22 protein-coding genes and 1 pseudogene are annotated in these 22,735 nt (G+C 40.8%); 22 read left to right on the plus strand and 1 reads right to left on the minus strand.

The window, feature by feature from the left end:
• The first annotated feature begins 55 nt into the window (after nt 1–55).
• From rbfA to MTN97_RS10200, 21 genes are all read left to right on the plus strand, one after another.
• Nucleotides 56–463: a 30S ribosome-binding factor RbfA gene (gene rbfA, locus MTN97_RS10100; protein ID WP_008467148.1), complete on the plus strand. Its 408-nt coding sequence runs from the start codon at nt 56–58 to the stop codon at nt 461–463.
• Nucleotides 463–1,407, plus strand: coding sequence for a tRNA pseudouridine(55) synthase TruB (gene truB, locus MTN97_RS10105; protein WP_013464537.1), 945 nt, complete (start codon nt 463–465; stop codon nt 1,405–1,407). The genes rbfA and truB overlap by 1 nt, the downstream gene beginning before the upstream one ends.
• Before the next feature lie 110 nt (nt 1,408–1,517).
• Nucleotides 1,518–1,787: a 30S ribosomal protein S15 gene (rpsO, locus tag MTN97_RS10110; protein WP_006793376.1), complete on the plus strand. Its 270-nt coding sequence runs from the start codon at nt 1,518–1,520 to the stop codon at nt 1,785–1,787.
• Nucleotides 1,788–2,166: 379 nt separating this feature from the next.
• Nucleotides 2,167–4,293 carry a polyribonucleotide nucleotidyltransferase gene (pnp, locus tag MTN97_RS10115; RefSeq protein WP_036983177.1) on the plus strand — a complete coding sequence of 709 codons (2,127 nt, stop codon included), beginning with the start codon at nt 2,167–2,169 and terminating at the stop codon, nt 4,291–4,293.
• Nucleotides 4,294–4,478: 185 nt separating this feature from the next.
• Nucleotides 4,479–5,351: a lipoprotein NlpI gene (gene nlpI, locus MTN97_RS10120; RefSeq protein WP_248474311.1), complete on the plus strand. Its 873-nt coding sequence runs from the start codon at nt 4,479–4,481 to the stop codon at nt 5,349–5,351.
• Nucleotides 5,335–6,474, plus strand: coding sequence for a hypothetical protein (locus MTN97_RS10125; protein WP_248474312.1), 1,140 nt, complete (start codon nt 5,335–5,337; stop codon nt 6,472–6,474). The genes nlpI and MTN97_RS10125 overlap by 17 nt, the downstream gene beginning before the upstream one ends.
• A 289-nt stretch (nt 6,475–6,763) precedes the next feature.
• Nucleotides 6,764–9,556: a monovalent cation/H+ antiporter subunit A gene (locus MTN97_RS10130; RefSeq protein ID WP_248474313.1), complete on the plus strand. Its 2,793-nt coding sequence runs from the start codon at nt 6,764–6,766 to the stop codon at nt 9,554–9,556.
• Nucleotides 9,556–9,903: a Na+/H+ antiporter subunit C gene (locus tag MTN97_RS10135; RefSeq protein ID WP_013464542.1), complete on the plus strand. Its 348-nt coding sequence runs from the start codon at nt 9,556–9,558 to the stop codon at nt 9,901–9,903. Before MTN97_RS10130 ends, MTN97_RS10135 begins: the two co-directional genes overlap by 1 nt.
• Nucleotides 9,900–11,417, plus strand: coding sequence for a monovalent cation/H+ antiporter subunit D (locus tag MTN97_RS10140; protein WP_069439999.1), 1,518 nt, complete (start codon nt 9,900–9,902; stop codon nt 11,415–11,417). Before MTN97_RS10135 ends, MTN97_RS10140 begins: the two co-directional genes overlap by 4 nt.
• Nucleotides 11,417–11,953 carry a Na+/H+ antiporter subunit E gene (locus tag MTN97_RS10145; protein WP_036983168.1) on the plus strand — a complete coding sequence of 179 codons (537 nt, stop codon included), beginning with the start codon at nt 11,417–11,419 and terminating at the stop codon, nt 11,951–11,953. The genes MTN97_RS10140 and MTN97_RS10145 overlap by 1 nt, the downstream gene beginning before the upstream one ends.
• Complete coding sequence (locus MTN97_RS10150) at nt 11,947–12,216, plus strand: K+/H+ antiporter subunit F (protein ID WP_008114565.1); 270 nt, start codon at nt 11,947–11,949, stop codon at nt 12,214–12,216. Before MTN97_RS10145 ends, MTN97_RS10150 begins: the two co-directional genes overlap by 7 nt.
• Before the next feature lie 9 nt (nt 12,217–12,225).
• Entirely contained in the window at nt 12,226–12,558 is a 333-nt protein-coding gene (locus MTN97_RS10155) for a Na+/H+ antiporter subunit G (protein ID WP_214551812.1), read from the plus strand.
• A gap of 128 nt (nt 12,559–12,686) precedes the next feature.
• Nucleotides 12,687–13,184 (plus strand): DUF2059 domain-containing protein, encoded by a 498-nt coding sequence (locus tag MTN97_RS10160; RefSeq protein ID WP_069439997.1) that lies wholly within the window; start codon nt 12,687–12,689, stop codon nt 13,182–13,184.
• 209 nt (nt 13,185–13,393) lie between these two features.
• On the plus strand, nt 13,394–13,831 hold the full coding sequence (locus tag MTN97_RS10165; protein WP_248474314.1) for a MerR family transcriptional regulator: 438 nt from the start codon (nt 13,394–13,396) through the stop codon (nt 13,829–13,831).
• A complete protein-coding gene (locus MTN97_RS10170; protein WP_248474315.1) occupies nt 13,828–16,071 on the plus strand; it encodes a heavy metal translocating P-type ATPase in 2,244 nt (747 codons plus the stop codon). The genes MTN97_RS10165 and MTN97_RS10170 overlap by 4 nt, the downstream gene beginning before the upstream one ends.
• Before the next feature lie 22 nt (nt 16,072–16,093).
• Entirely contained in the window at nt 16,094–16,447 is a 354-nt protein-coding gene (locus tag MTN97_RS10175; protein WP_069439995.1) for a cupredoxin domain-containing protein, read from the plus strand.
• Nucleotides 16,448–16,780: 333 nt separating this feature from the next.
• Nucleotides 16,781–16,996 (plus strand): TIGR02450 family Trp-rich protein, encoded by a 216-nt coding sequence (locus tag MTN97_RS10180; RefSeq protein ID WP_248474316.1) that lies wholly within the window; start codon nt 16,781–16,783, stop codon nt 16,994–16,996.
• Nucleotides 16,997–17,572: 576 nt separating this feature from the next.
• On the plus strand, nt 17,573–17,785 hold the full coding sequence (locus MTN97_RS10185) for a calmodulin (protein ID WP_008467122.1): 213 nt from the start codon (nt 17,573–17,575) through the stop codon (nt 17,783–17,785).
• A gap of 157 nt (nt 17,786–17,942) precedes the next feature.
• On the plus strand, nt 17,943–18,155 hold the full coding sequence (locus tag MTN97_RS10190) for a calmodulin (RefSeq protein WP_008467121.1): 213 nt from the start codon (nt 17,943–17,945) through the stop codon (nt 18,153–18,155).
• A gap of 69 nt (nt 18,156–18,224) precedes the next feature.
• Nucleotides 18,225–18,440: a calmodulin gene (locus MTN97_RS10195; RefSeq protein ID WP_013464551.1), complete on the plus strand. Its 216-nt coding sequence runs from the start codon at nt 18,225–18,227 to the stop codon at nt 18,438–18,440.
• 231 nt (nt 18,441–18,671) lie between these two features.
• Nucleotides 18,672–19,619, plus strand: coding sequence for an EAL-associated domain-containing protein (locus MTN97_RS10200; protein WP_016899465.1), 948 nt, complete (start codon nt 18,672–18,674; stop codon nt 19,617–19,619).
• Nucleotides 19,620–19,650: 31 nt separating this feature from the next.
• On the opposite strand, the gene MTN97_RS10205 is transcribed toward MTN97_RS10200, so the two are convergent.
• Nucleotides 19,651–21,264 carry a M28 family metallopeptidase gene (locus tag MTN97_RS10205; protein WP_248474317.1) on the minus strand — a complete coding sequence of 538 codons (1,614 nt, stop codon included), beginning with the start codon at nt 21,262–21,264 and terminating at the stop codon, nt 19,651–19,653.
• Between the two features lie 170 nt (nt 21,265–21,434).
• Between MTN97_RS10205 and MTN97_RS10210 the strand changes: the two are divergent.
• Nucleotides 21,435–22,723 (plus strand): annotated as a pseudogene (locus MTN97_RS10210) (Gfo/Idh/MocA family protein).
• The last annotated feature ends 12 nt before the right edge of the window (nt 22,724–22,735 follow it).

Raw genomic sequence — 22,735 nt, forward strand, 5'->3', positions numbered from 1 at the left:
TTATTTAGTTAGCTTATTATTATTTTTCAATAAGTTATAATTTTAGGAAAGTGAAATGAGAGAATTTTCTCGCACTGATCGTGTTGCTCAGCAAATTCAAAAAGAAATTGCGGTGATTTTACAACGCGAAATTAAAGATCCACGCTTGGGCATGGTGACAGTGTCTGCGGTAGAAGTATCGCGCGATTTATCTTATGCCAAAGTTTTCATTACCGTGTTTAACACCGAAGATGAAAATGCAGCCAAGCAAAGTGCCAAAGTACTTAACGAAGCAACCGGTTATATCCGTTCGTTGCTAGGTAAACGTATTCGTGCGCGAATCATGCCTGAGCTTAAATTTGTGGTTGATAATTCATTAATGGAAGGGATGCGCATCTCTAACTTAGTGGACTCTATCATTCGTGAAGATAACGCTAAGCATGTTGATGATGAAACAGATAGCGAAGAAGGCACTAAAGACTAATGGCAAGACGCAGTAAAGGCCGTCCAGTTGATGGTATTTTGTTGTTAAACAAACCAGAAGGTATTTCATCAAACAAAGCACTGCAGCAAGCGAAAGGTATTTATTTTGCGCAAAAAGCGGGGCACACAGGTGCGCTTGATCCGCTTGCGACCGGTATGCTGCCTATTTGTTTTGGTGAAGCCACTAAGTTTACCCAGTTTTTACTCGATACAGATAAAACCTATGTTGTGCGAGCAAAACTGGGTGAACGTACGACCACGTCAGACTCTGATGGCGAAGTGGTCGAAACGCGTGATGTTAATGTTACTGCTGAACTGCTTACACAGGAAATTGCTAAATTTTTAGGTGAGTCAGACCAATATCCATCAATGTATTCAGCGCTTAAATATGAAGGTAAGCCTTTATATAAATATGCGCGTGAAGGCATAGAAGTTCCTCGCAAATGTCGAAAAATTAACGTATTTAGCTTAACGCTTGATGAGTTTGATGAGCAAGCTAACGAAATACAAATGACTGCCCATGTATCTAAAGGCACGTATATTCGTACTATTGTTGATGACTTAGGTGAAAACTTGGGCTGCGGCGCGCATGTGATTATGCTGCATCGTAGTGCTGTAGGGCATTACCCAGCAGATAAAATGGTCACACTTGAGCAGTTAGAAACGTTATTAAATCAAGCGAAAGAACAAGACGTTGCGCCTTCTACTTACCTTGACGAACTATTATTGCCAATGGATACCGCGTTAGTTGATTTACCTGTTGTGGAAATTACTAAAGAGCAGGGAATAGCATTTAGCCATGGTCAAGCTGTGGTGCTAGGTAAAGAATTACCTGAAGGTGCAATAAAAGTTCTGGCTGACGGAATTTTTATTGGTACTGGTGAACGTAATCCTGATGGCCATCTAAAATCAAAACGTGGCTTGTCTAATCAGCAACCAGAGTAAAAGTTTAACTTGTAGTTATGCTGATAATTGGTAGAATACGCCCGCTTAATCGTTTTGGCTGAATTAGTGATCGGCTAAAGCACCTGTTAAATTTAACTTTTGGAGTTATTATGTCACTAAGCAATCAAGAAAAAATCGATATCATTGCTAAATTCGCACGCGCTGAAGGCGACACTGGTTCACCTGAAGTACAAGTAGCATTACTTACTTTTGATATCAACAAGCTTCAAGGTCACTTTGCTGATCACAAGCATGACTTCCACTCACGTCGTGGTCTGCTTCGAAAAGTAAGCACTCGCCGTAAACTGCTTGATTACCTTAAAGGTAAAGATATCTCGCGTTACACTGCGTTAATCAAAGAGCTTGGCCTACGTCGCTAAGAACTTGATTATCAAAAAGGGAGCTTTTTAGCTCCTTTTTTTGTGCTCACATTTTCTCGTCTTCACCAGTACTTCTCAGTAAACTCCTTGAAATATCGAATAAAAGCCATACTATTATCATTCACAAAGCGAATGTTTTTGGCATTGCTGTGTTTTTGGCATTGCTGTAAGCACTATTTTATCTCGGTGCTAAGCTCGCAATTTCACCTGACTTTGTTATATACTATGGCGCGTAGATAAAAAGGTTTATTTACGGTTATTTACATCATTGCCAATTGTAGTACTTAATTGATTTCCAACTGAATACAATTATGTACTGTAATTGGTACTTTGATGAAAACTTAATTAATACTAAAAATACATTTAAGGAATATTTTAAGTGCAAGCAATTATAAAAGAATTTCAACTAGGTCAACACACAGTGACGCTAGAAACAGGTGCTATCGCTCGTCAAGCAGATGGCGCAGTACTAGCAAGCATTGGCGACACGTCAGTACTAGTAACGGTTGTTGGTAAGCGTGAAGCTCAACCAGGTCAAGATTTCTTCCCACTAACAGTTAACTACCAAGAGCGTATGTACGCTGCTGGTCGTATCCCAGGTGGCTTCCTTAAGCGTGAAGGTCGTCCTAACGATGGCGAAACGCTAATTGCACGTCTTATTGACCGTCCAATTCGTCCACTTTTCCCTAATGGTTTTGTAAACGAAGTACAAGTTATCGCGACAGTTGTTTCTGTAAACCCTGAAATCCAACCTGATATGGTTGCGATGATTGGTACATCAGCAGCACTTGCTATCTCTGGTATCCCGTTCAGCGGTCCAATTGGTGCATCACGTGTTGGTTACATCAACGGTGAATACGTACTTAACCCGACACTAAAAGAGCTTGAAGAAAGCCAACTTGATTTAGTTGTTGCGGGTACTGATAACGCTGTACTTATGGTTGAATCAGAAGCAGACGTTCTTGCTGAAGACGTAATGCTAGGTGCGGTTGTATACGGCCATGAGCAATCACAGTCTATCATCAATGCAATTAACGAATTTAAAGCAGAAGCAGGCAAACCTACTTGGGATTGGACTGCACCTGAGAAAAACGTTGCATTAGAAGAGAAAGTAGCAACACTTGCTGCTGATAAAGTAGGCGAAGCTTACCGTATTACTGATAAAGTAGCGCGTAAAGAAGCATTAACTGCTGCAAAAGATGCGGTTGTTGAAGCACTAACAAGCGAGCTTGCTGAAGGCGAAACGCTTGATAAGCAAGAAGTAGGTAAAGTATTCGGTTCACTTGAGAAGAAAATCGTTCGTGGCCGTATCGCTGCTGGCGAAAAACGTATCGATGGTCGTGAACCAGATATGATCCGTGCACTAGATGTAATGACGGGCGTACTTCCACGTACTCACGGCTCTGCAATCTTCACACGTGGTGAAACACAAGCATTAGTAACAGCAACACTTGGTACAGAACGTGATTCACAGTTAATCGACGATTTAACTGGCACGCATAAAAATCACTTTATGCTTAACTACAACTTCCCTCCATTCTGTGTAGGTGAAACGGGTTTTGTAGGTTCTCCTAAGCGTCGTGAAATCGGCCACGGTAACCTAGCTAAACGTGGTATCCAAGCTGTAATGCCAACATTGACTGAGTTCCCTTACTCAATTCGTGTTGTATCTGAGATCACTGAATCAAATGGTTCATCTTCAATGGCATCGGTTTGTGGTACGTCTCTAGCGCTTATGAACGCGGGTGTACCAATTAAAGCTTCTGTTGCCGGTATCGCGATGGGCCTAGTTAAAGAAGAAGAAAACTTTGTAGTACTTTCAGATATCTTAGGTGATGAAGATCACTTAGGTGACATGGACTTTAAAGTAGCGGGTACAACTAGCGGTATCACTGCACTACAAATGGATATAAAGATCGAAGGTATCACGCAAGAAATCATGCAAATCGCGCTTAAGCAAGCTAAAGCAGCTCGTTTACACATTCTAGGTGTGATGGACGAAGCGATTTCTGCACCTTCTGAAGAGTTATCTATGTTTGCACCGCGTATTTACACGATGCAAATTCCACAGAAGAAAATTGCTGATGTAATCGGTAAAGGTGGCGCAACTATCCGTCAACTTACTGAAGAAACAGGTACTACGATTGAAATCGGTGATGATGGCACAATTAAGATTGCTGCTACAGATGGTGAAAGTGCTGCAAATGCAATTAGCCGTATTGAGCAATTAACTGCTGAGCTTGAAGTTGGGACTATCTACGAAGGTAAAGTTGTACGTATCGTTGATTTTGGTGCGTTTGTAAACATTCTTCCTGGTAAAGATGGCCTAGTGCATATCTCACAAATCAGCACAGAGCGTGTTAACAACGTTGCTGATCACCTTAGTGAAGGTCAAGAAGTTAAGGTTAAAGTACTAGAAGTAGACCGCCAAGGCCGTGTACGTCTAAGTATTAAAGAAGCAATGGAATCAGCAGCACCTGCAGCTGACGAGTCTAAAGACGCGTAATTGCTAATCTTTCATCCAGATAATTACTGGATAGTATAAAAAGGGGCTGTTTAGCCCCTTTTTTTATGCTTTAATGTTAGCAACCTATTATGTTCAAGACGTTAAGTAACATATAACAAGAATGAACCTTACAAGACAGCTTATGTCTTATCTATTTGCTACTTACCTCGGTATTAAGGATTTTAATGAGACTTAAACATTTAGCCTTGGCATCTTTTGCTATTTTGTCTTTAAGCGCTTGTCAGGCTACTACTAAACCCGCTGCTATTATTAATGTGCCATTTACTGCGCCACTTGCATCAGACTTTAGAAATGAAATTGCCATTGCTCGTTTTTCAGAGCTATTAAATAGAGCAGACTTAAGTACAGAGCAACAAGCAAAGCTCTATTATGACCGTGGTGTGCTGTTTGATAGCTTAGGCATGACCACTTTATCGCGAATTGATTTTAACCGAGCTGTTAAACTGAAACCTGATTTGGCTGAAGTGTATAACTTTTTGGGGATTCAACATACCTTGATGCAACAATACGAAAAAGCATACGAGTACTTTGATTCAGCCATAGAGTTAGACCAAGAACATGAATATGCGTATTTAAATCGTGGTATTGCTTTGTACTATGGTGATAGAGCCACGCTTGCAAAGGATGACTTTAAAACGTTTTTGGAGCGCTCTCCTAACGACCCTTATCGTGTACTGTGGCTTTATTTAGCGCAGGCCGCACAAGATAAAACTCAGGCACTCACTTCGTTAAAAGCTAATGCGGCGGCCCTTGATGAAAACGAATGGGCATATCAGCTTATTGCTTTGTATGTAGGTGATATGAGTGAAAAAGCATTTTTTTCAGGGATAGCCGATGGGGTGAGTTCACAACAAGAATATGCTCAACGTTTATGTGAAGCTTATTTTTACTTAGCTAAACAGCACCAAGCCGCAGGTGAGCTTTCAATTGCAACAGATTACTTTAAGTTGGCGCTGGCAACGAACGTTCATGAATTTATAGAATATAAATATGCACGTTTAGAGCTTGAGTTGATGGCTAGTGAAAGCGCGGGCTAACTTTTTTAAATTAAGTATTTTATTACTGTGCGCTAGCTTAATTAGTGGCTCCAGTAATAAACAAAATAGTATTGGCTTTTGGCAAGTATTGCACGCCAAAGCCAATGTGATTGATAGTTATTGGCAATTCCCTGGTTACTTTTCATCGCATATTTTACAACTCCCCCCGACCTCATTAGCTACCTTAGCACGCAATAAAATAGCCCATGCACAATACGGCTATGGGTTATCATTAATAGCCAATAATCAAACTGAAACCGCCAAGCTCTTTTGGCAAGCAAGCCTCGATGAGATAACAACTAAACAACAAAAACATCTCGCAGCTTCATTGCTTGCTCAACAGCGTTGGCAAGATTTAGCGTTATTAAAAGCTCACAATAAGTTACCTAAAGGGGATGCCTTTTATCATTTACAGTTACAACAGCGTGCTCCTTTCGATGCATTAAACCACTCCTTTATGCATAAATTAGGGTTTTTGGTAGCGAGCGAGCAAATTGAGATACAAAAGCAATGCACATTTAATGTGCTAATGCTGAGCGATCACCGTGATGGTTTATATAGGCTCAACCACTTTGTGAAAAAATACGCACAACACCCAGAGCCTAGTAGTAATGCATTTTGTTTTTCAAAGCCTATATATGTTGGCAATGCAATTGCTTGTAACAGCACTAAAGCAACGTTTGCGCAGTGCGATTGGCAACAGTCATCACTTAAGCAGCGGCTTCCTAAAGGATTCGATTTTGCGATTATGATGCCAAAGCAAGGTACTGCCAATGTACATCAGGGCTTAATGCATATTAACTCGCAGGCCAATTATGCGGTCTTTTTACATGAATTAATGCACTTTAATGGTTTTGAAGATGAATACGCTTTACCAGCAAAAAAACAAGCTTGGCTTTGTCAGCTTGAGGGGTTAGTTGCCCCTAACTTGTTTATTGCTCATAACACTGATGCGCCAAAAGGATGGCACAAAAGCAAAAGCTGTCAGCAAAGAGGTGTTGCTTATAAGCCAAGCGCACAGTGGTCTATTATGCAATATCAACAGGTTGGACTTTCAGATCAATATCGGGTTTTGTGGCAAACTCATATAGAGCAACATGCAGATTTATTCCCGCGCTTTTAATCATTAAATAGAGTGCTTTTAGGTTGTTTAACCAATGATTATACGATCCTATTAAAACGGCTTAAAAGCTGAGCCGGTTTTATCTCAGTTCATTAATTTATAGACTTTTTTGTTTGATTGTTGCCCCGCTAGAAGCGCTTTCTATAGACAAAAACCATGTTTATCAGTATAACTGTACGTATTAATGTTGTTAAAAAACAGATATAAAACGTATACCCAAGTCACTTTGGTATTTAATAATAACAAGTAGCGAATTGATAAACTTTATGATTCAAAAAGGCCCTTCATTATGACTTTGCTCTGGATACCCCTGTTATCCTTATTAGGCAGTGTTATTTCTGCATGCACCGGCAAACTTTCTCGAAATCAGGCAACGAGCCTAACGGCTATTGCGCCTTTAGCCGCGCTTGCAATTACACTTTATCATGCGCCTGCTGTTCTCGCGGGAGAAACCATTCGTTTTAGCGCGCAGTGGATACCTGCTTTAGGGCTGGATATTTCCTTACGCTTAGATGGCTTGAGTTTACTGTTTTTATTTATGATTTTAGGAATAGGGCTGCTGGTTATTTTGTATGCCCGTTATTACCTAAGTCAAAACGATTCACTGCCAAAGCTATTTAGTTACTTAATGTTATTTATGACCGCCATGCTGGGCATTGTTATGTCAAACAATGTGATTCAGTTATGGGTGTTTTGGGAGCTAACCAGTATTAGCTCGTTCTTGTTGATTAGTTACTGGTGGCATAAATCAGAGGCGCGCAAGGGGGCGCGTATGGCACTGGCGGTAACCGGTGCGGGTGGGTTAGCATTACTGGGCGGCTTAATGCTGCTAGGTGATATTGTTGGAAGCTACGACCTAGACACTATTTTAGCTAGCAAAGCGATTATTCAATCACATGATTTATACAAATTAGCGCTGGTGCTAGTATTACTAGGCGCCTTTACCAAGTCTGCACAATTTCCGTTTCATTTTTGGTTACCCCATGCCATGGCAGCACCTACACCGGTTAGTGCCTATTTACACTCTGCCACTATGGTAAAAGCGGGTATCTTTTTACTTGCACGTTTTTATCCAGCACTGGCGGGAACCGACACTTGGTTTTTATTAGTCGGTTTGACGGGTTTAACTACACTTTTATTTGGCGCTTACATCGCGCTATTCAAACATGATTTAAAAGGCTTATTAGCCTATTCAACAATTAGTCATTTAGGCCTAATTACTCTATTACTCGGCCTAGACACACAACTTGCAACTGTAGCCGCTATTTTTCATATTATTAACCATGCTACGTTTAAAGCGTCGTTATTTATGGCCGCGGGTATTATTGACCATGAAACCGGCACGCGTGATATGCGCAAACTCAATGGCATGTGGCGCTACTTACCTTATACAGCTACATTGGCGATGGTGGCCGCAGCTGCAATGGCCGGTGTACCGCTATTAAATGGTTTCTTATCAAAAGAAATGTTTTTTGCTGAAACACTGCATCAGCAAGTACTTGGCTCTATGTCGTGGCTAATCCCGGTGCTGGCAACCGTTGCAGGTGCGCTGTCGGTAGCGTACTCATCTCGCTTTATTCATGACGTGTTCTTTAATGGTGAACCGATAGACTTACCACGCACCCCTCATGAGGCGCCACGTTATATGCGTGTGCCTATCGAAATTTTAGTGGTGCTATGTATTTTAGTGGGTATTTTTCCGCACTTTGCAGTAGATGGTATTTTATCGGCTGCCTCATTGGCCGTACTTGGTCAAGCTATGCCTGAGTACAAGCTAACTATTTGGCACGGTTTCAATTTACCTCTACTTATGAGTGGTATGGCGGTCATTGGTGGTTTATTTATTTACGTCAATCGTAAGTACTTATTTCAGTTCCAAGCGTCGTTACCTCCTTTTAACGCTAAAAAAATCTTCGAGCGTTTTTTAGCGGTTGTGGTTAATTGGTGTCAAAACAAAATCCAATCAACAGAAAATGGCTCATTACAACGCTATGTATTTATTATGTTAGGCGTTGTATTACTTGCCTCAGGTTGGCCATTATTTGAAATGAAACAGCTAGCTGGCAGTGTGCCTAATACCCCAATTGATATTCAAAATGCTATAGGTACAGGGCTACTGATTATTGGTGCTATTGCTACCGTTATTTGGCATCGAATTCGGATGGTGTCGTTATTAATGCTGTCGATTGTGGGATTAATGGTGTCGGTGGCGTTTACACGTTTTTCAGCGCCTGACTTGGCCTTAACGCAACTTACAGTAGAAGTTGCAACTATCATATTATTAATGTTGGCACTGTTTTTCTTACCGCAAAGTACACCAAGAGAGTCAAGCTCGTTGCGTATTTTACGTGATGTGGTTATTTCCTCTACGGTGGGGGTAATTATTGCTAGTATTTGTTATGCATTACTGACCCGTCCTCTTAATTCAATTTCTGAATTCTTTGTCGCTAATGCTAAAACAGGCGGTGGGGGTACTAACGTTGTTAACGTTATTTTAGTTGATTTTAGGGGCTTTGATACCTTAGGTGAAATCACCGTGTTAGGGATTGCAGCACTGGGTATATTTAAACTGTTATCAAGAATTCCGCTTTATATGCCAGCAAGCGACAGTGAAGGGCGCCCATGGTCTAAAGACCGTCATCCTATTTTATTGGCTTGTATTTCACAAAGCTTATTACCATTGGCGCTATTAGTATCTGCTTATATTTTCTTACGTGGTCATAACTTACCGGGCGGTGGATTTATTGCCGGCCTCGTGACCTCTATTGCCTTTATTTTACAATATATGGCCCATGGTACTGCGTGGATTAATGAACGTTTTGATGTTAACTATCGAAAAATTATTGCATCAGGTATCGCTATTGCCATGTTTACGGGTGTAGGAAGTTGGTTCTTCGATAAACCATTCTTAACTACCTGGTTTGATTACTTTGATATTCCGTTTGTTGGTAAAACAGAGCTTGCCAGCGCCATTGTATTTGACTTGGGCGTGTACTTAACCGTTGTTGGCGCGACGCTAATGATCCTTGCGAGCTTAGGTAATATGACCGCGAACGCAGAGAAAGAAGAGGTAAATATTTAATGGAACTGTTATACGCATCTTGCGTTGGCGTGCTAGTCACCTGTGGTGTGTTCTTATTATTAAGAGCGCGAACATTCCCAGTGGTACTGGGGCTGACAATGATTTCTTACGCGGTTAATTTGTTTTTATTCTCATCAGGGCGCTTAACTATCAATAAAGCGGTGGTACTTGGAACTGGCGCTGATTACGCCGATCCGCTGCCACAAGCCTTAGTATTAACAGCTATTGTAATAGGATTTGCCATGACTGCGTTTGTGGTTATTTTATCGATACGAGGGCGAGCAGATTTAGGGAATGATCATGTTGATGGCACCCTAACCAGAAGTAAACGCAAGGAGAGAAAATGATTCAGCATTTAGCATCTTTGCCTGTTTTAATGCCTATGCTAGCGGCAATCATTCTGCTACTGCCACCGTGTGGCAAAAGTTTATTTGCACGGCGATTAACTTCAAGCCTAATGGCTATTTTAACCTTTGTAATTACAGTATTACTGCTGGTTCAGGTTAAAGATAACGGGGTTATTGTTTATGCAATCGGTAACTGGTCAGCGCCGTTTGGTATTGTACTGGTAGCAGATATGCTCTCAACTTTACTGGTTACTTTAACCGCCTTTTTAGGTCTTGGTGTGGTTTTATATGGGTGTGCCGGCGATGACGAGCAAGGCAGCTTTTTCCATCCCTTGGTTCATTTTTTAATATTAGGGGTAAATGGTGCGTTTTTAACGGGCGATTTATTTAACGTCTTTGTCTTTTTTGAAGTGTTACTAATTGCTTCTTATGCGCTATTAATGCACGGCGGCGGTAAACCAAAAACACGTGCAGCACTGCATTACGTTATTTTAAACTTAGTTGGCTCAAGTGTATTTTTAATCGGCTTAGGTATTTTATATGGGGTATTGGGTACCCTAAACATTGCTGATATGGCTAATAAAGTACCGCAGTTAATCGGTGATGATGTTTATTTAGCTAAAGCGGGCGGGTTACTATTGCTTGTGGTATTTGCCCTTAAAAGTGCACTATTACCACTGCATTTATGGCTCCCAAATGCCTATTCAAGTGCGACACCTGTAGTTGCTGCATTATTCGCGATTATGACCAAAGTAGGTGTTTACGCCACTTTACGCGTATATACAGTGGTATTTGGTGAGCAAGCCGGTGAACTTGAGCATATGGCGCAGTCTTGGTTATGGGCGTTGGCCATTGCTACCATAGTGATTGGGGCAATTGGGGTGTTGGCAGCACAAGATTTACGTAAGCTTACCGCAAACTTAGTACTGGTTTCTGTGGGTACTTTAGTGGCACTGGTTGCACTTCAAAATATAAACGCCACAGCTGCACTATTGTATTATTTAGTACACTCAACGTTAGTGACTGCAGCACTATTTTTACTCGCTGATTTAATTGCAACTCAGCGAGGTAAGGTCGGCGACAGATTAGTTGGCGGACGCGCAGTTAAGCAACCATTCTTGTTGGGAGCGTGTTTTATTATCGCTGGACTAACCGTCATAGGTATGCCGCCACTTTCAGGTTTTGTAGGTAAAATTTGGATTTTAAAAACCACCTTAAACAGTGAGCAAGCACTGGTATTTTGGCCTGTTTACTTAATTATGAGCTTAGCGTTAATTGTTGCTATATCACGTGCAGGCACGAGTTTGTTTTGGGAGCATAAAGACAAAGGCGGTGAGGCTGGTGATGTTGCTAATGCACATCCGTTGCAAGTTATCGTACTTGTTGGCCTGCTCACAAGCTCAATACTGTTGGTTGTTTTTGGTGATTTTGCAACGCAATATGCACTTGAAACAGCAACACAACTTCACGATATTAGTGGTGGTATTAATGCGGTACTCAAGGGAGGTCTGTAATGCGCTTAGAAGCTCGTTTTCGTTGGTTACCCACACCGTTTCGTAGTCTATTTTTATTTATAGTATGGCTATTATTAAATAACAGTGTGTCTGTAGGGCATATTATATTGGGTGCATTGTTAGCACTGCTTATTCCTTTATTTAGTATGTCATTTAGAGATCCACAACCACTCATATTAAAGCCTGGCTTGGCGTTTAAGCAGTTACTTATTGTGCTTTACGATATTATTGTGGCTAATTTACAAGTGGCCTTATTAATAATGGGCCCTTCAAAAAATTTACGTCCAGGTTTTGTTAAAGTGCCTATCGATTTAATGCATGAAATGCCAATTACTATTTTAGCTAGTTGTGTGTCTTTAACGCCGGGTACAGTAAGTGCTGAGGTTTATCCTCTCATTAAGTCACTTAATGAAGACGATGAACCTGCGCAGCGATATTTATTAATTCACGTGTTGGATTTAGATGATGAGCAAGCACTTATCAAACAAATTAAAGCACGCTACGAAGCTCCCCTAAAGGAGATATTTCAATGTTAGATACAGTATTACTGATTGTTTTTTCAATGGTTGGATTGTCATTACTACTAAATCTATGGCGACTTATTATTGGTCCATCAGTACCAGATCGTATTTTGGCGCTCGATACAATGTACATTAACGTTATTGCATTGATTATTTTATATAGCATCAGTATGGGAACAGGTTTATATTTTGAAGCCGCTTTGCTTATTGCAATGTTAGGTTTTATAAGTACTGTGGCAGTATGTAAGTATTTACTTCGTGGCGATATAATTGAGTAAGGTATTAAAATGATAAGTGAATGGATCGTATCAATATTGCTGTTGTTTGGTGGGCTCTTTATTTTAATTGGCTCTATTGGCTTAATTAAACTGCCGGACTTTTTTATGCGTTTACATGGGCCAACTAAAGCAACCACTTTAGGGATGGCAAGTATACTCACGGCTGCGATGGTATTTTTTGCCAATTCAGCTAGTGGCTTAAGCTTAAAAGAAATATTAATCACTATATTTTTATTAATCACGGCGCCCATTAGTGGTTATATGCTAATTAAAACCGCTATTCATCATAAGTTAAAAGCCAAAGATGGAACGAAAGGACTCGATAATATCGAAAAAGATTAACCCTAAAAAACGACAAAAAGCCGAATAATGGTAGTTATTCGGCTTTTTGTTTTTTTGGTTGTTCCCATTTACAACACTTATTGAACATGTGAGTATGGCGTAAATTCTAATACAAAAAGGATATTAATATGGGTAAGGTATTACTTTTATCACTACTTATTTTTTCAACTAACTTATATGCAGCGCAAACTACTAAGCAACAAAAAATTGATGAGCTGGTAGAGGTGATGAATATGGACGCTATGGTTGACTCTATGTATTCTCAAGTTGAGGGCATGATGCAAAATATGTCGGTGCAAATGGGTGTAAAGCCAGATGAAAAGCCAATATTTGATAAATATTATGCCGATATGACTGAGGTGCTAAAAACTAAAATGAGCTGGCAAAAAATGCAGCCTATGATGGTTAACCTTTATGATAAGCAATTTAGTGAGCAAGAGATTAGCGATATGCTCGATTTTTATAAAACAGAGTCAGGGCAAGCTATTTTGAAAAAAATGCCACAGGTGATGCAAGCATCTATGCAAATGTCACAATCTTTAGTGCAAGAGGCTATGCCTGAGATCCAAGCAATTGCTGGGCAGCTAGGTGAAGCACTTAAACAATCGCGTAGCGAAGCGAATTAAACTATAGTTAACCTAACTCGCAGCAAAATAACGTCTACATTTTCTAGCAGTCACTATTTTGTGACTGCTATATTCTTCCTCTTCTTTAAGCAAGCGTAATCACTTATTTAATGTGCCGATAACGCATTCCCTGAGTTTTAAAATAGCGGTTGACCTGTGTGTTGCACATAGGTTTATTATGTCACTACTAAAAGCCGATGGAGTGAGTTATGTATGTTAAACAGCTAGCTGAAATCATGGAAGTGACCCAAGATACAGTGCGGCACTACACGCGTATAAAGCTACTTAACCCCATTCGTAGCCAAAGCAATGGCTATCAAGTGTATACCGCTGCCGATCAACAGCGTTTAAAGTTTATTATTAGTGCACGGCAACTTGGTTTTTCTATTAAAGATATTCAGCAAATAGTTGCTCAGTCGGAGCTAGGGAATTGCCCATGCCCACTGACACGACAATTAATAGCAAAGCGACTTGAAGAAACAGAGCGGTTATTTCAAGAAACATTCAAACTAAGAACGCGTATGCAAGCAGCGGTAAAACAGTGGGAAAACTCAAGCGATGGTGCTGTAAGTGCCGATATATGTAGTTTAATTGAGACCTTTGTAGATCCCCTTAACGAACAAGTGAGTTCCGAGGAAGCAAAATGAGCAACAATAAAGACACAGTGCAAAATTTTATAATTGAAGGTGCCAATTGCGGCAGCTGCGTCGCAAAAATAGAAAAAGCGTTAAAAAGCGTATCAGGTGCGCAGCGTGTTGAAATGAACTTTGCTGATCGCAGTGTGCAAGTTGAAGGCAATGCGCCATCAGCTGAGCTGATTGAAGCAGTCGAAAATATTGGTTACAAGGCTAAGCCAATGAATAGCGAGTCGGAGCAAGACGCGCTAGATGAAAAAGCCAAAGCCGATAACGCGCACTATAAAAAGCTAATGCGTAATATGGTATTGGCGCTAGGCGTTGGCGCTCCGCTTATGTTGTATGGGCTTATTTTTGATATGAGTGTTACCACCAATGCGCAGCGCATTGGCTGGTTTATTGTTGGTATAGTCACTTTAGTGGTTATGGCCATTGCGGGTAAACAGTTTTATAACGGCGCATGGCAGTCATTTAAAAACCACACCGCCAATATGGATACACTGATTGCGTTGGGCACAGGTACCGCGTGGTTGTATTCTATGGTGGTAGTCATTGCGCCAGGCGTGCTACCCGAGGTGGCCAGGCATGTTTATTTTGAAGCCTCAGCGATGATCATCGGTTTAATTAGCCTAGGCCTTGCCTTTGAAGTAAAAGCCCGCGGTCGCACATCTGAGGCGATAAAACGCTTAATCGGTTTGCAGCCAAAAACCGCTCGGGTAGTGCGTGATAACAAAGAGCAAGATATAGCTATTAGTAAGGTACTAAAAAACGAGACTGTGCGTGTACGCCCCGGTGAAAAAATCCCCGTGGATGGTGAAGTCATTGAAGGTGGCAGCTCAGTGGATGAGTCAATGCTCACGGGTGAGCCTATGCCAGTGAACAAAAGTGAGGGCGATACCGTTGTTGCAGGCAGTATTAATAAAAGTGGCACGTTGCTATTTAAAGCCACCCATATTGGCAGTGAAACCACACTTGCCAGTATTATTAATATGGTTAAACGAGCACAAAATTCTAAACCCTCCATAGGGCGTTTAGCCGATGTAATATCCGGCGTATTTGTTCCTACGGTAATGATTATTGCAGTGCTCGCGGGCCTTGCATGGCTTAATTTTGGCCCTGAGCCGAGCATTGCTTATGCGGTAGTGGCTGTGACCACGGTGCTTATCATTGCCTGTCCGTGTGCGCTGGGTTTAGCAACCCCTATGTCAATTATGGTTGGGATAGGTAAAGCCGCTGAATCGGGAATACTTATTCGTAATGGAGAAGCGCTGCAAACCACCTCTAAAATTACCACCATGATTTTAGATAAAACCGGCACGATCACAGAAGGAAAACCCACCGTTACCGATATCATTAATTTTAATGACAGCGATAAAGTACAGGTGCTAAAGCTTGCCGCTAGTCTTGAAAGCGGCTCTGAACATCCTTTAGCGCAAGCCATTGTAAGTTATGCTGAAAATGAAGATATCACGATTGAAAAAGTCAGCGATTTTAACGCTGTGACGGGGCAAGGTGTTACAGGCATATTAAATGGGCAAACTTTATTGTTTGGCAATGAAGCGCTTATGAGCCAACACAATATCAGTATTGCAGAGGCAAAGGAGCAAGCTGAGCAATTAGCCAGCGCTGCTAAAACGCCAATGTATTTTGCAATTGATACCCAACTACAAGCCATTATAGCGGTGGCAGATCCGATAAAAGACGATTCAGCAGAGGCTATTAAACGTCTACAAAAAAAAGGTATCCATGTTGTTATGCTGACCGGTGATAACCAAGCTACCGCCAGAGCCGTCGCTAACAAAGTAGGTATTAAGGACTTTATTGCCCAAGTAATGCCTGATGACAAAGCCAGTGAAGTAACTAAGCGCCAAGCTAAAGGTGAAATAGTCGGTATGACGGGTGATGGTATAAACGATGCGCCGGCACTGGCACAGGCCGATGTTGGGTTTGCTATTGGCACTGGCACCGATGTGGCGATTGAGAGCGCTGATATCACCTTAATGCGTGGTTCATTACAGAGTCTTGGCGATGCCATTGCGGTTAGTAGCGCCACTATAGTCAATATTAAGCAAAATTTATTTGGTGCATTTATTTACAATGTGGCAGGTATTCCAATTGCTGCGGGGCTGTTATATCCATTCTTTGGTATATTACTCAACCCAATTGTTGCAGGTGCTGCTATGGCGCTGTCATCACTAACTGTGGTCACAAACGCCAATCGCCTGCGCTTTTTTAAACCCAGTAAATCGTAATTTTATAAATAGGAGTAGCATTATGTTGATGTTCAATATACTCGGCGCATTGTTAATTGCGGTTATTATTTACTGGTTTTGGCTATATAAACCTAAGCAAGTGCAGAGTAATAACAACAAAATAACGATAGTGGTTAATAACGGCGTTTATTATCCTGCCCATATTAAAGTGGCTGCTGATAAAAAAGTAACGCTGACGTTTAATCGACAAGACAGCGCTCCATGCGCCGAAACGGTGGTGTTTCCTTCACTCGATATCAGTAAAACGCTCGCTATGGGTGAGAATAACACTGTTGAGCTGCCGGCACTTAAAGTGGGTGAATATGCTTTTCATTGCCAAATGCAAATGTATAAAGGCACGTTATTAGTGTCTTGAATATTAGGGTCTGTTGACCTTTGCGGATTACAATTTGTTCAAACTAGGAGCGGTTTAATCGCGGCGCGAGGTTTGTAACCTAGTGGACTAAGTAAGAACCGAGCAACAAAGAGTAAATCGCCCCTAGGCAGAATCCGAAGGGCAGCGCCTGTTTGGCATTGATGCTGCGTTATCGCCTATTTATGGGGAATAACCACACCACATAGGCTCTGCCTTGCCTAAATACCAAACAGACTGCTGCAAATTTAACCTTGAAAGGTCAACAGACCCTAGATTAATAAAACTAAAAATGGCCGATGCGTTTGTTCAAGCAGAAAACTGAGAAGGCGTAGTATGAATAAATTAAACCCTAAAAAACTGTTTAATAGTAAATGGACAGCGATCCCAGCAATTAATAAGGAAAAACATTTTATTATTGTTGAGGTTGAGTTTGATGAAAACGGCAACGTCGTTGAATGTATCACTGAAGCGGTAATGTCAAAAAACCAATACCCAATCCAGTGGCGCGATTTAAAAGATCAACAAAAATGGCTGCAAGGTTGGAAATAAAGCAGGCTGTTTAAAACACATTGCTCACGCTCATAGCCCTTATGAGCATGAGCGACTAGTTTATTGTTTTTTAGAACAACACATTGCTAGCGACTCTCCTCTATTACAGCTTGTTTTCATCCCAATTCGCCATTTGGCAACAAAACGAGAGTTTTTAAATCGTTCTTCAAACGTTTTTATAAATATAATCTAAATATTATTTTATTTTTTATATTTCAATGCGTTATACGTACTATTTTATACCATTAAAGTAAGCATGGCGCATGTGTTCAGAGTCGGTTTATTCTCATAACTGCTCTAAACATGATTTTTCCGGTTCTCTCATTCCCATGTCTCTTTTTATTATAATTTAACTTATTGATTTCAAATGCTTATTTATTTAAGCCTCAGTGGTTGTTGCTAAAAAGCAACAAAATCATGGTTTATTTTTATTAAAATGCTTCAAAATCATTCTAACTGCATGTTTTTAAATAACTTTAAAAACATGGCATCGAAGTTGTAATACCTAAGCTGTATTTAGCAAAAACGTGATAAAGCACATCGCTTCATCGCACAACCTAATGAAGGAATTACATTATGAAAACACTTAAATCAACACTGGTATTAATGGCTTTAGCTTCTTCATCAGCGGCTTTTGCAGCAACCGATTTTGACACACTCGATGTGGATGGCAACGGCGCTATTAGCCAAGCTGAAGCATCAGTTGACGCCTCACTTATGAGCCAGTTTACTGAGCTTGATACTGACCAAAACGGTGAGTTATCTAAAGCAGAGTTTTCTAAGGCGTAACCAGCTTTAGTGCTCAATACTACTGATTCTGAGTTGCCCAAGACAACCTAAATAGGCAAGGGAGCCTATGACAAAGAATCGCAAGGATATGAGGTTGATAGTTTTGAGCCAATTATTTTTTATTTGACGAACATTGCACACTTTGAAGGATTATATTATGAAAAAGTTACAATCAACACTGGTATTAATGGCGCTTGCTTCTTCATCTGCCGTATTTGCAAGCACAGACTTTGAAACGCTTGATGTAGATGGCAGTGGCACCATCAGCCAAGCAGAGGCATCGGTTGCTGCTGAGCTTATGGAGCAGTTTGCAGAGCTAGATGTAGATGGTAATGGTGAACTTTCTAAAGACGAATTTTCAGCGTATTAGTTTCCCTTAAGGATCTTTGAAAAGGACTTCTTACTATTTTAATTAAGGCATTTAGCCTAAGGATTAATTATGAAAACATTTACTAAAACACTCGCTTTAATTGCACTTGCTTCATCTTCAGCGGCTTTTGCTGCGGTTGACTTTGATTCTTTCGATACTGATGGCGACGGCGTTATTAGCCAGTCTGAAGCACAAGCTAACTCACAACTAGCCCAATTATTTGATGATTTAGATGTTGATAGCAACGGTGAGCTTTCAAAAGAAGAGTTCGCAAAAATTCAGTAATTATATTACGGATGAAAGCGTTTATGTAATTTGTAAACGAGACATAAAAAGCAGCTAAGTCGTAAATACTCAGCTGCTTTTTTGTGCGTGGCGGGAAATAGTGTGTGCAGTTGTCACTAAAATAGTGCAATGGCGTCAATGAATTTAAATTAAGTTATTGATTTTTAAGTTCTTTAATTTTTGGTTTTAAACTTGCTTAGCTGTTGGTTAGGGTATTTAAGGAGCCTAATTATGGCGAGAATGAGTTATATAAGTAGTGTTGAACGCTATAACGAATATGAGCAGATAATACATAGCTTATTAGAATCAATTTTAATGAGTATAGATGACGGCATCGCTAATAATCGTGATATGCGCTATTTAACAAAGCATTATCCTTTTTTAGAATTACAATACTGTTTAGACGAGAAGGGCTCACAACAGGGCAATAACGTTTGCTTTAAACGTGCCTACAATAAAAAATTGGCACAGAGAGGCAATAATCAGGATTTAAGTGAGCGGCCTTATTTTTTAAATGTAAAAGCCTGTAATGCTATTTGTTTTACTGCGCCTTATATTTCTATTGCGACCAACCATTTATGTATATCTGCGATTAAAGAATTAAACAAACCTATCAATAATCAACATTATTTAGTTGTTGATGTAAGTTTAACGCAGCTTATTGAGTTTGTGATGGGTGATACCGCTCGTGCGACTATGTCACCTTATTTTAAAGCAGGTTATGGGATTATTGTGGCGTGCTTATTTAGTTTGGTGCTTTTTTTACTCAACATCGTATTTATCGACATCTATGAATTAATAACTCACGTAAATAGTTCGTCCGATCCCCTAGAACCCTTTAGCATCATTATTTATATCACGTTAGCATTGGCTGTTTTTGATCTTGGCAAAACAATTCTTGAGGAAGAAATCCTCATGCATAAAGATATTTTTAGACACTCATCAACACGACGAACCATTACCCGGTTTATCTCTACCGTGTTAATTGCTATATCAATTGAAGCACTACTCACTATGTTTAAAGCCGCATTAGGGCAATCAGAGTATTTAATGCCAGCTATAGCGATGATGCTTGCAGTGGTGGGACTTTTAATTGCTTTAGCGATATATGTGTATTTAGGGGCAAAAGCTGAAACATTGCTTACACAGGCACGGGTAAAACTAAAATCCTCCGAGTAGGAGGATTTTAAGTAGTAATGTTTAATTGTATTTATTGTTTGTCAGCGGTGCGTTTAGCTTTAAAGTCAGACTCGCTTGTCCATTTTGGCCAATCACCGTTATTCGCCAGTTGTGAGGCTATATCAACAATCAGTTCTACATCTTGTTTTACCCCACCTAATGACCAATCAGCTGAGTAATCGTCAGCTTCTTTATGGTATTTATGAGTGATGTAGTCAGGATCGGTATCACCTAAGCTCATAAACAGTAAGCTTGGCACACCTTGTTTGGCGAGTGAAAAATGATCCGATCTAAAAAATAAGCCATTTTGCGCACGAGGATCCAGTTTAACTTGACGTCCTTGCGCGTTTGCGGCTTTAGCTAAATAGCGTTCCATAGTCGAGAGGTCTTTACCGTACTGTAAAATATAGTCGGTGCTATCGAGTACGTTCATCCCATCAATATTTAGTAGGGCAACCATATTCTTTGTTGGGATCACGTCACCAGAGGCAAACTGGGCTGAACCAATTAAACCGGTTTCTTCGGCGGTGAAGTTGGCAAAAATAATCGAGCGTTTAAACGGTGTTTGCTGATGCATTTTTTGCATTATACGAGCAATCTCAAGGGTGGCCGCGGTGCCTGATGCGTTATCAACGGCGCCATTATAAATTTTAGGACCGCTGTCGGTTTGTTTAGTGCCAAAGTGATCCCAATGGGCACTAATAACGATGTATTCATCTGGGCTTTCACTGCCTGTGATTTTTGCGACCACATTATGTGATTTTGCATGTGACACTTCGTTTTTAAATGCAAGGGTCGCTTTTAAATTCAAAGCTTTAGCTTGAAATTGCTCACCGAGTGCTTGTTGTTTTAATTGTTGGTAGTTTAAGTGTGCTGATGCAAATATTTGCTCGGTGGCATCGAGTGTTAGCCAGCCCATAACGGGCAATTCAGATGCATTGAGGTTGTTATCTATTAGACTGTATTTAGTGCCGGTATTTGAGCTTTCAACTACCCCCCAAGGGTATGCGGCAGGAGCTGTTTCGTGAACAATAAATACCGCTTTAGCGCCTTGGCGCGCGGCTTCTTCATATTTATAAGTCCAACGACCATAATAAGTCATGGCATTACCAGTAAATAACGTATCGTCTTGAGTGGCAAAGCCCGGATCGTTTACCAGCACAATAACGGTTTTACCGGTTACATCAATATTGGCGTAGTCGTTCCAGTTATATTCAGGGGCATTTATACCATAACCGACAAAGACCACATCAGAATTGCGAACATCAATAACAGGCTGTAATTGTTTAGTACGAGCAGTAAAGTCTTTACCCGCTTTAAAGCTTAAATCACCCATGGTCAATTGCATGTTTTGATCTGCGGTGATCATGGCCATTTTAACCGGATGTAAAAAATCACCGTTATAGGCACCAGTTAACCCTATGGCTTTGTATTGTTCACTCAAATAGCCAACGGTTTTTACTTCACCCAATGTTAATGGACCGCGGCCTTCAAAGTCATCAGAGGCAAGGGTTTTAATATGCTGCTTTATATTATTTAAACTAACGCCCGGACTGTTTTCGAGCGAGGAAGTGGGGGTTGCAGACTCTGAGCAACCCGTTAGTACAATAACTAAAAAAAATGTGATGGTTTTTATATAAGACATAATAAGTTAGGAAATAATATTTTTTTCGACTATAACCCCAAACAATAACACAATGCGAATTTTTATCCCTTTTAAACCTATTTTTATTCAGCTTACCTCTTTGGCCCTTTACCCATTAACCGCCATTAAGTAAGTTAAAAATAATAACAAAAGAGATAAGTAATGAAGCAATTTACTCGTCTGGATTTTTAAAGGCAGTCAGTGTAGCTGCCGCTGCTGGTGTGGTTAGTAGCTGTGCATCTAGTGGCAGTTAGTGGCAGTGTTCATACTAGCGCGCCTATGCAACAAGGGCGCTCCGTTATCGGTTTGGTCGCACCTAAAATGGATGTGGTGAGAGTAGGGTTTATTGGTGAGGGTCAGCGCGGGTATCGCCATGTAAAGCGTATGAGTCACATTGTAGGCACTCAAATAGTGGCTATTTGCGATACTCATACAGAGGTTTTAGAACGTGCCGCTAATTATTTAGTTGATACGGGAGTGGCAAAGCCTGCATTGTATAGTGGCAGTGAGTGCGCTTATCAACAAATGCTCGGACGACAAGATATTGATATTGTAATTATTTCAATACCATGGGCATGGCATGCGCCAATGGCTATCGATACCATGAACAGCGCAAAACATGCTTTTGTTGAAGTGCCTCTTGCACTGACTGTTGATGAAATGTGGCAAATTGTCGATACCGCAGAGCGTACGCAAAAAAACGGCATGATGATGGAAAATGTTAACTACGGCCGCGACGAGTTAATGGTATTAAACATGGTACGCCAAGGTGTATTTGGGGAGCTGTTATATGGCGAAGCGGCGTATATTCATGAACTGCGCTGGCAAATGAAAGAGCTTGAGCACAAAACAGGCTCATGGCGAACGCAGTGGCATGCAAGACGTGACGGTAATTTATATCCTACGCATGGATTAGGGCCGGTATCGCAATACATGAATATAAATCGTGGCGATCGGTTCGATTTTTTAACCTCAATGAGCTCACCTTCACTTGGTCGAAGCGCCTATGCGCAACGTGAGTTAGCTGCCGAACATCCCCGTAACCAGCTCAATTATATTGCCGGTGACATGAACACGACGCTGATTAAAACTCTCAAAGGGCGCAGTATTATGGTGTAGCACGATACGACAACCCCTCGGCCGTACTCACGACATAACTTAATACAAGGCACGAATGGCGTGTTTGCAGGTTTCCCTAATCGTATTGCCCTTGAAACTGGTGGCTCAAAAAGTTTTCATGAGTGGGATTATGATATGAGCGCATGGTATGAGCAGTACGACCATCCCTTATGGACAAAAATGGGTGAAGAGGCGCAGCGCAATGGTGGCCACGGTGGCATGGTCGGTTATTTCGCCGTTATCAGCCCAGTCTGTGAGTGAGCGTAGCCGCTCAATAGATATTCCCGATTTTATTCGCGGGGCATGGCAAACCGCACAGCCTTTGAGCATTGTAAGCTAAGCCAAATAAAAA

Origin of the sequence: Pseudoalteromonas sp. 2CM36K, assembly GCF_023161865.1 — a bacterium.
GTDB classification, from domain to species: Bacteria; Pseudomonadota; Gammaproteobacteria; order Enterobacterales; family Alteromonadaceae; genus Pseudoalteromonas; species Pseudoalteromonas tetraodonis.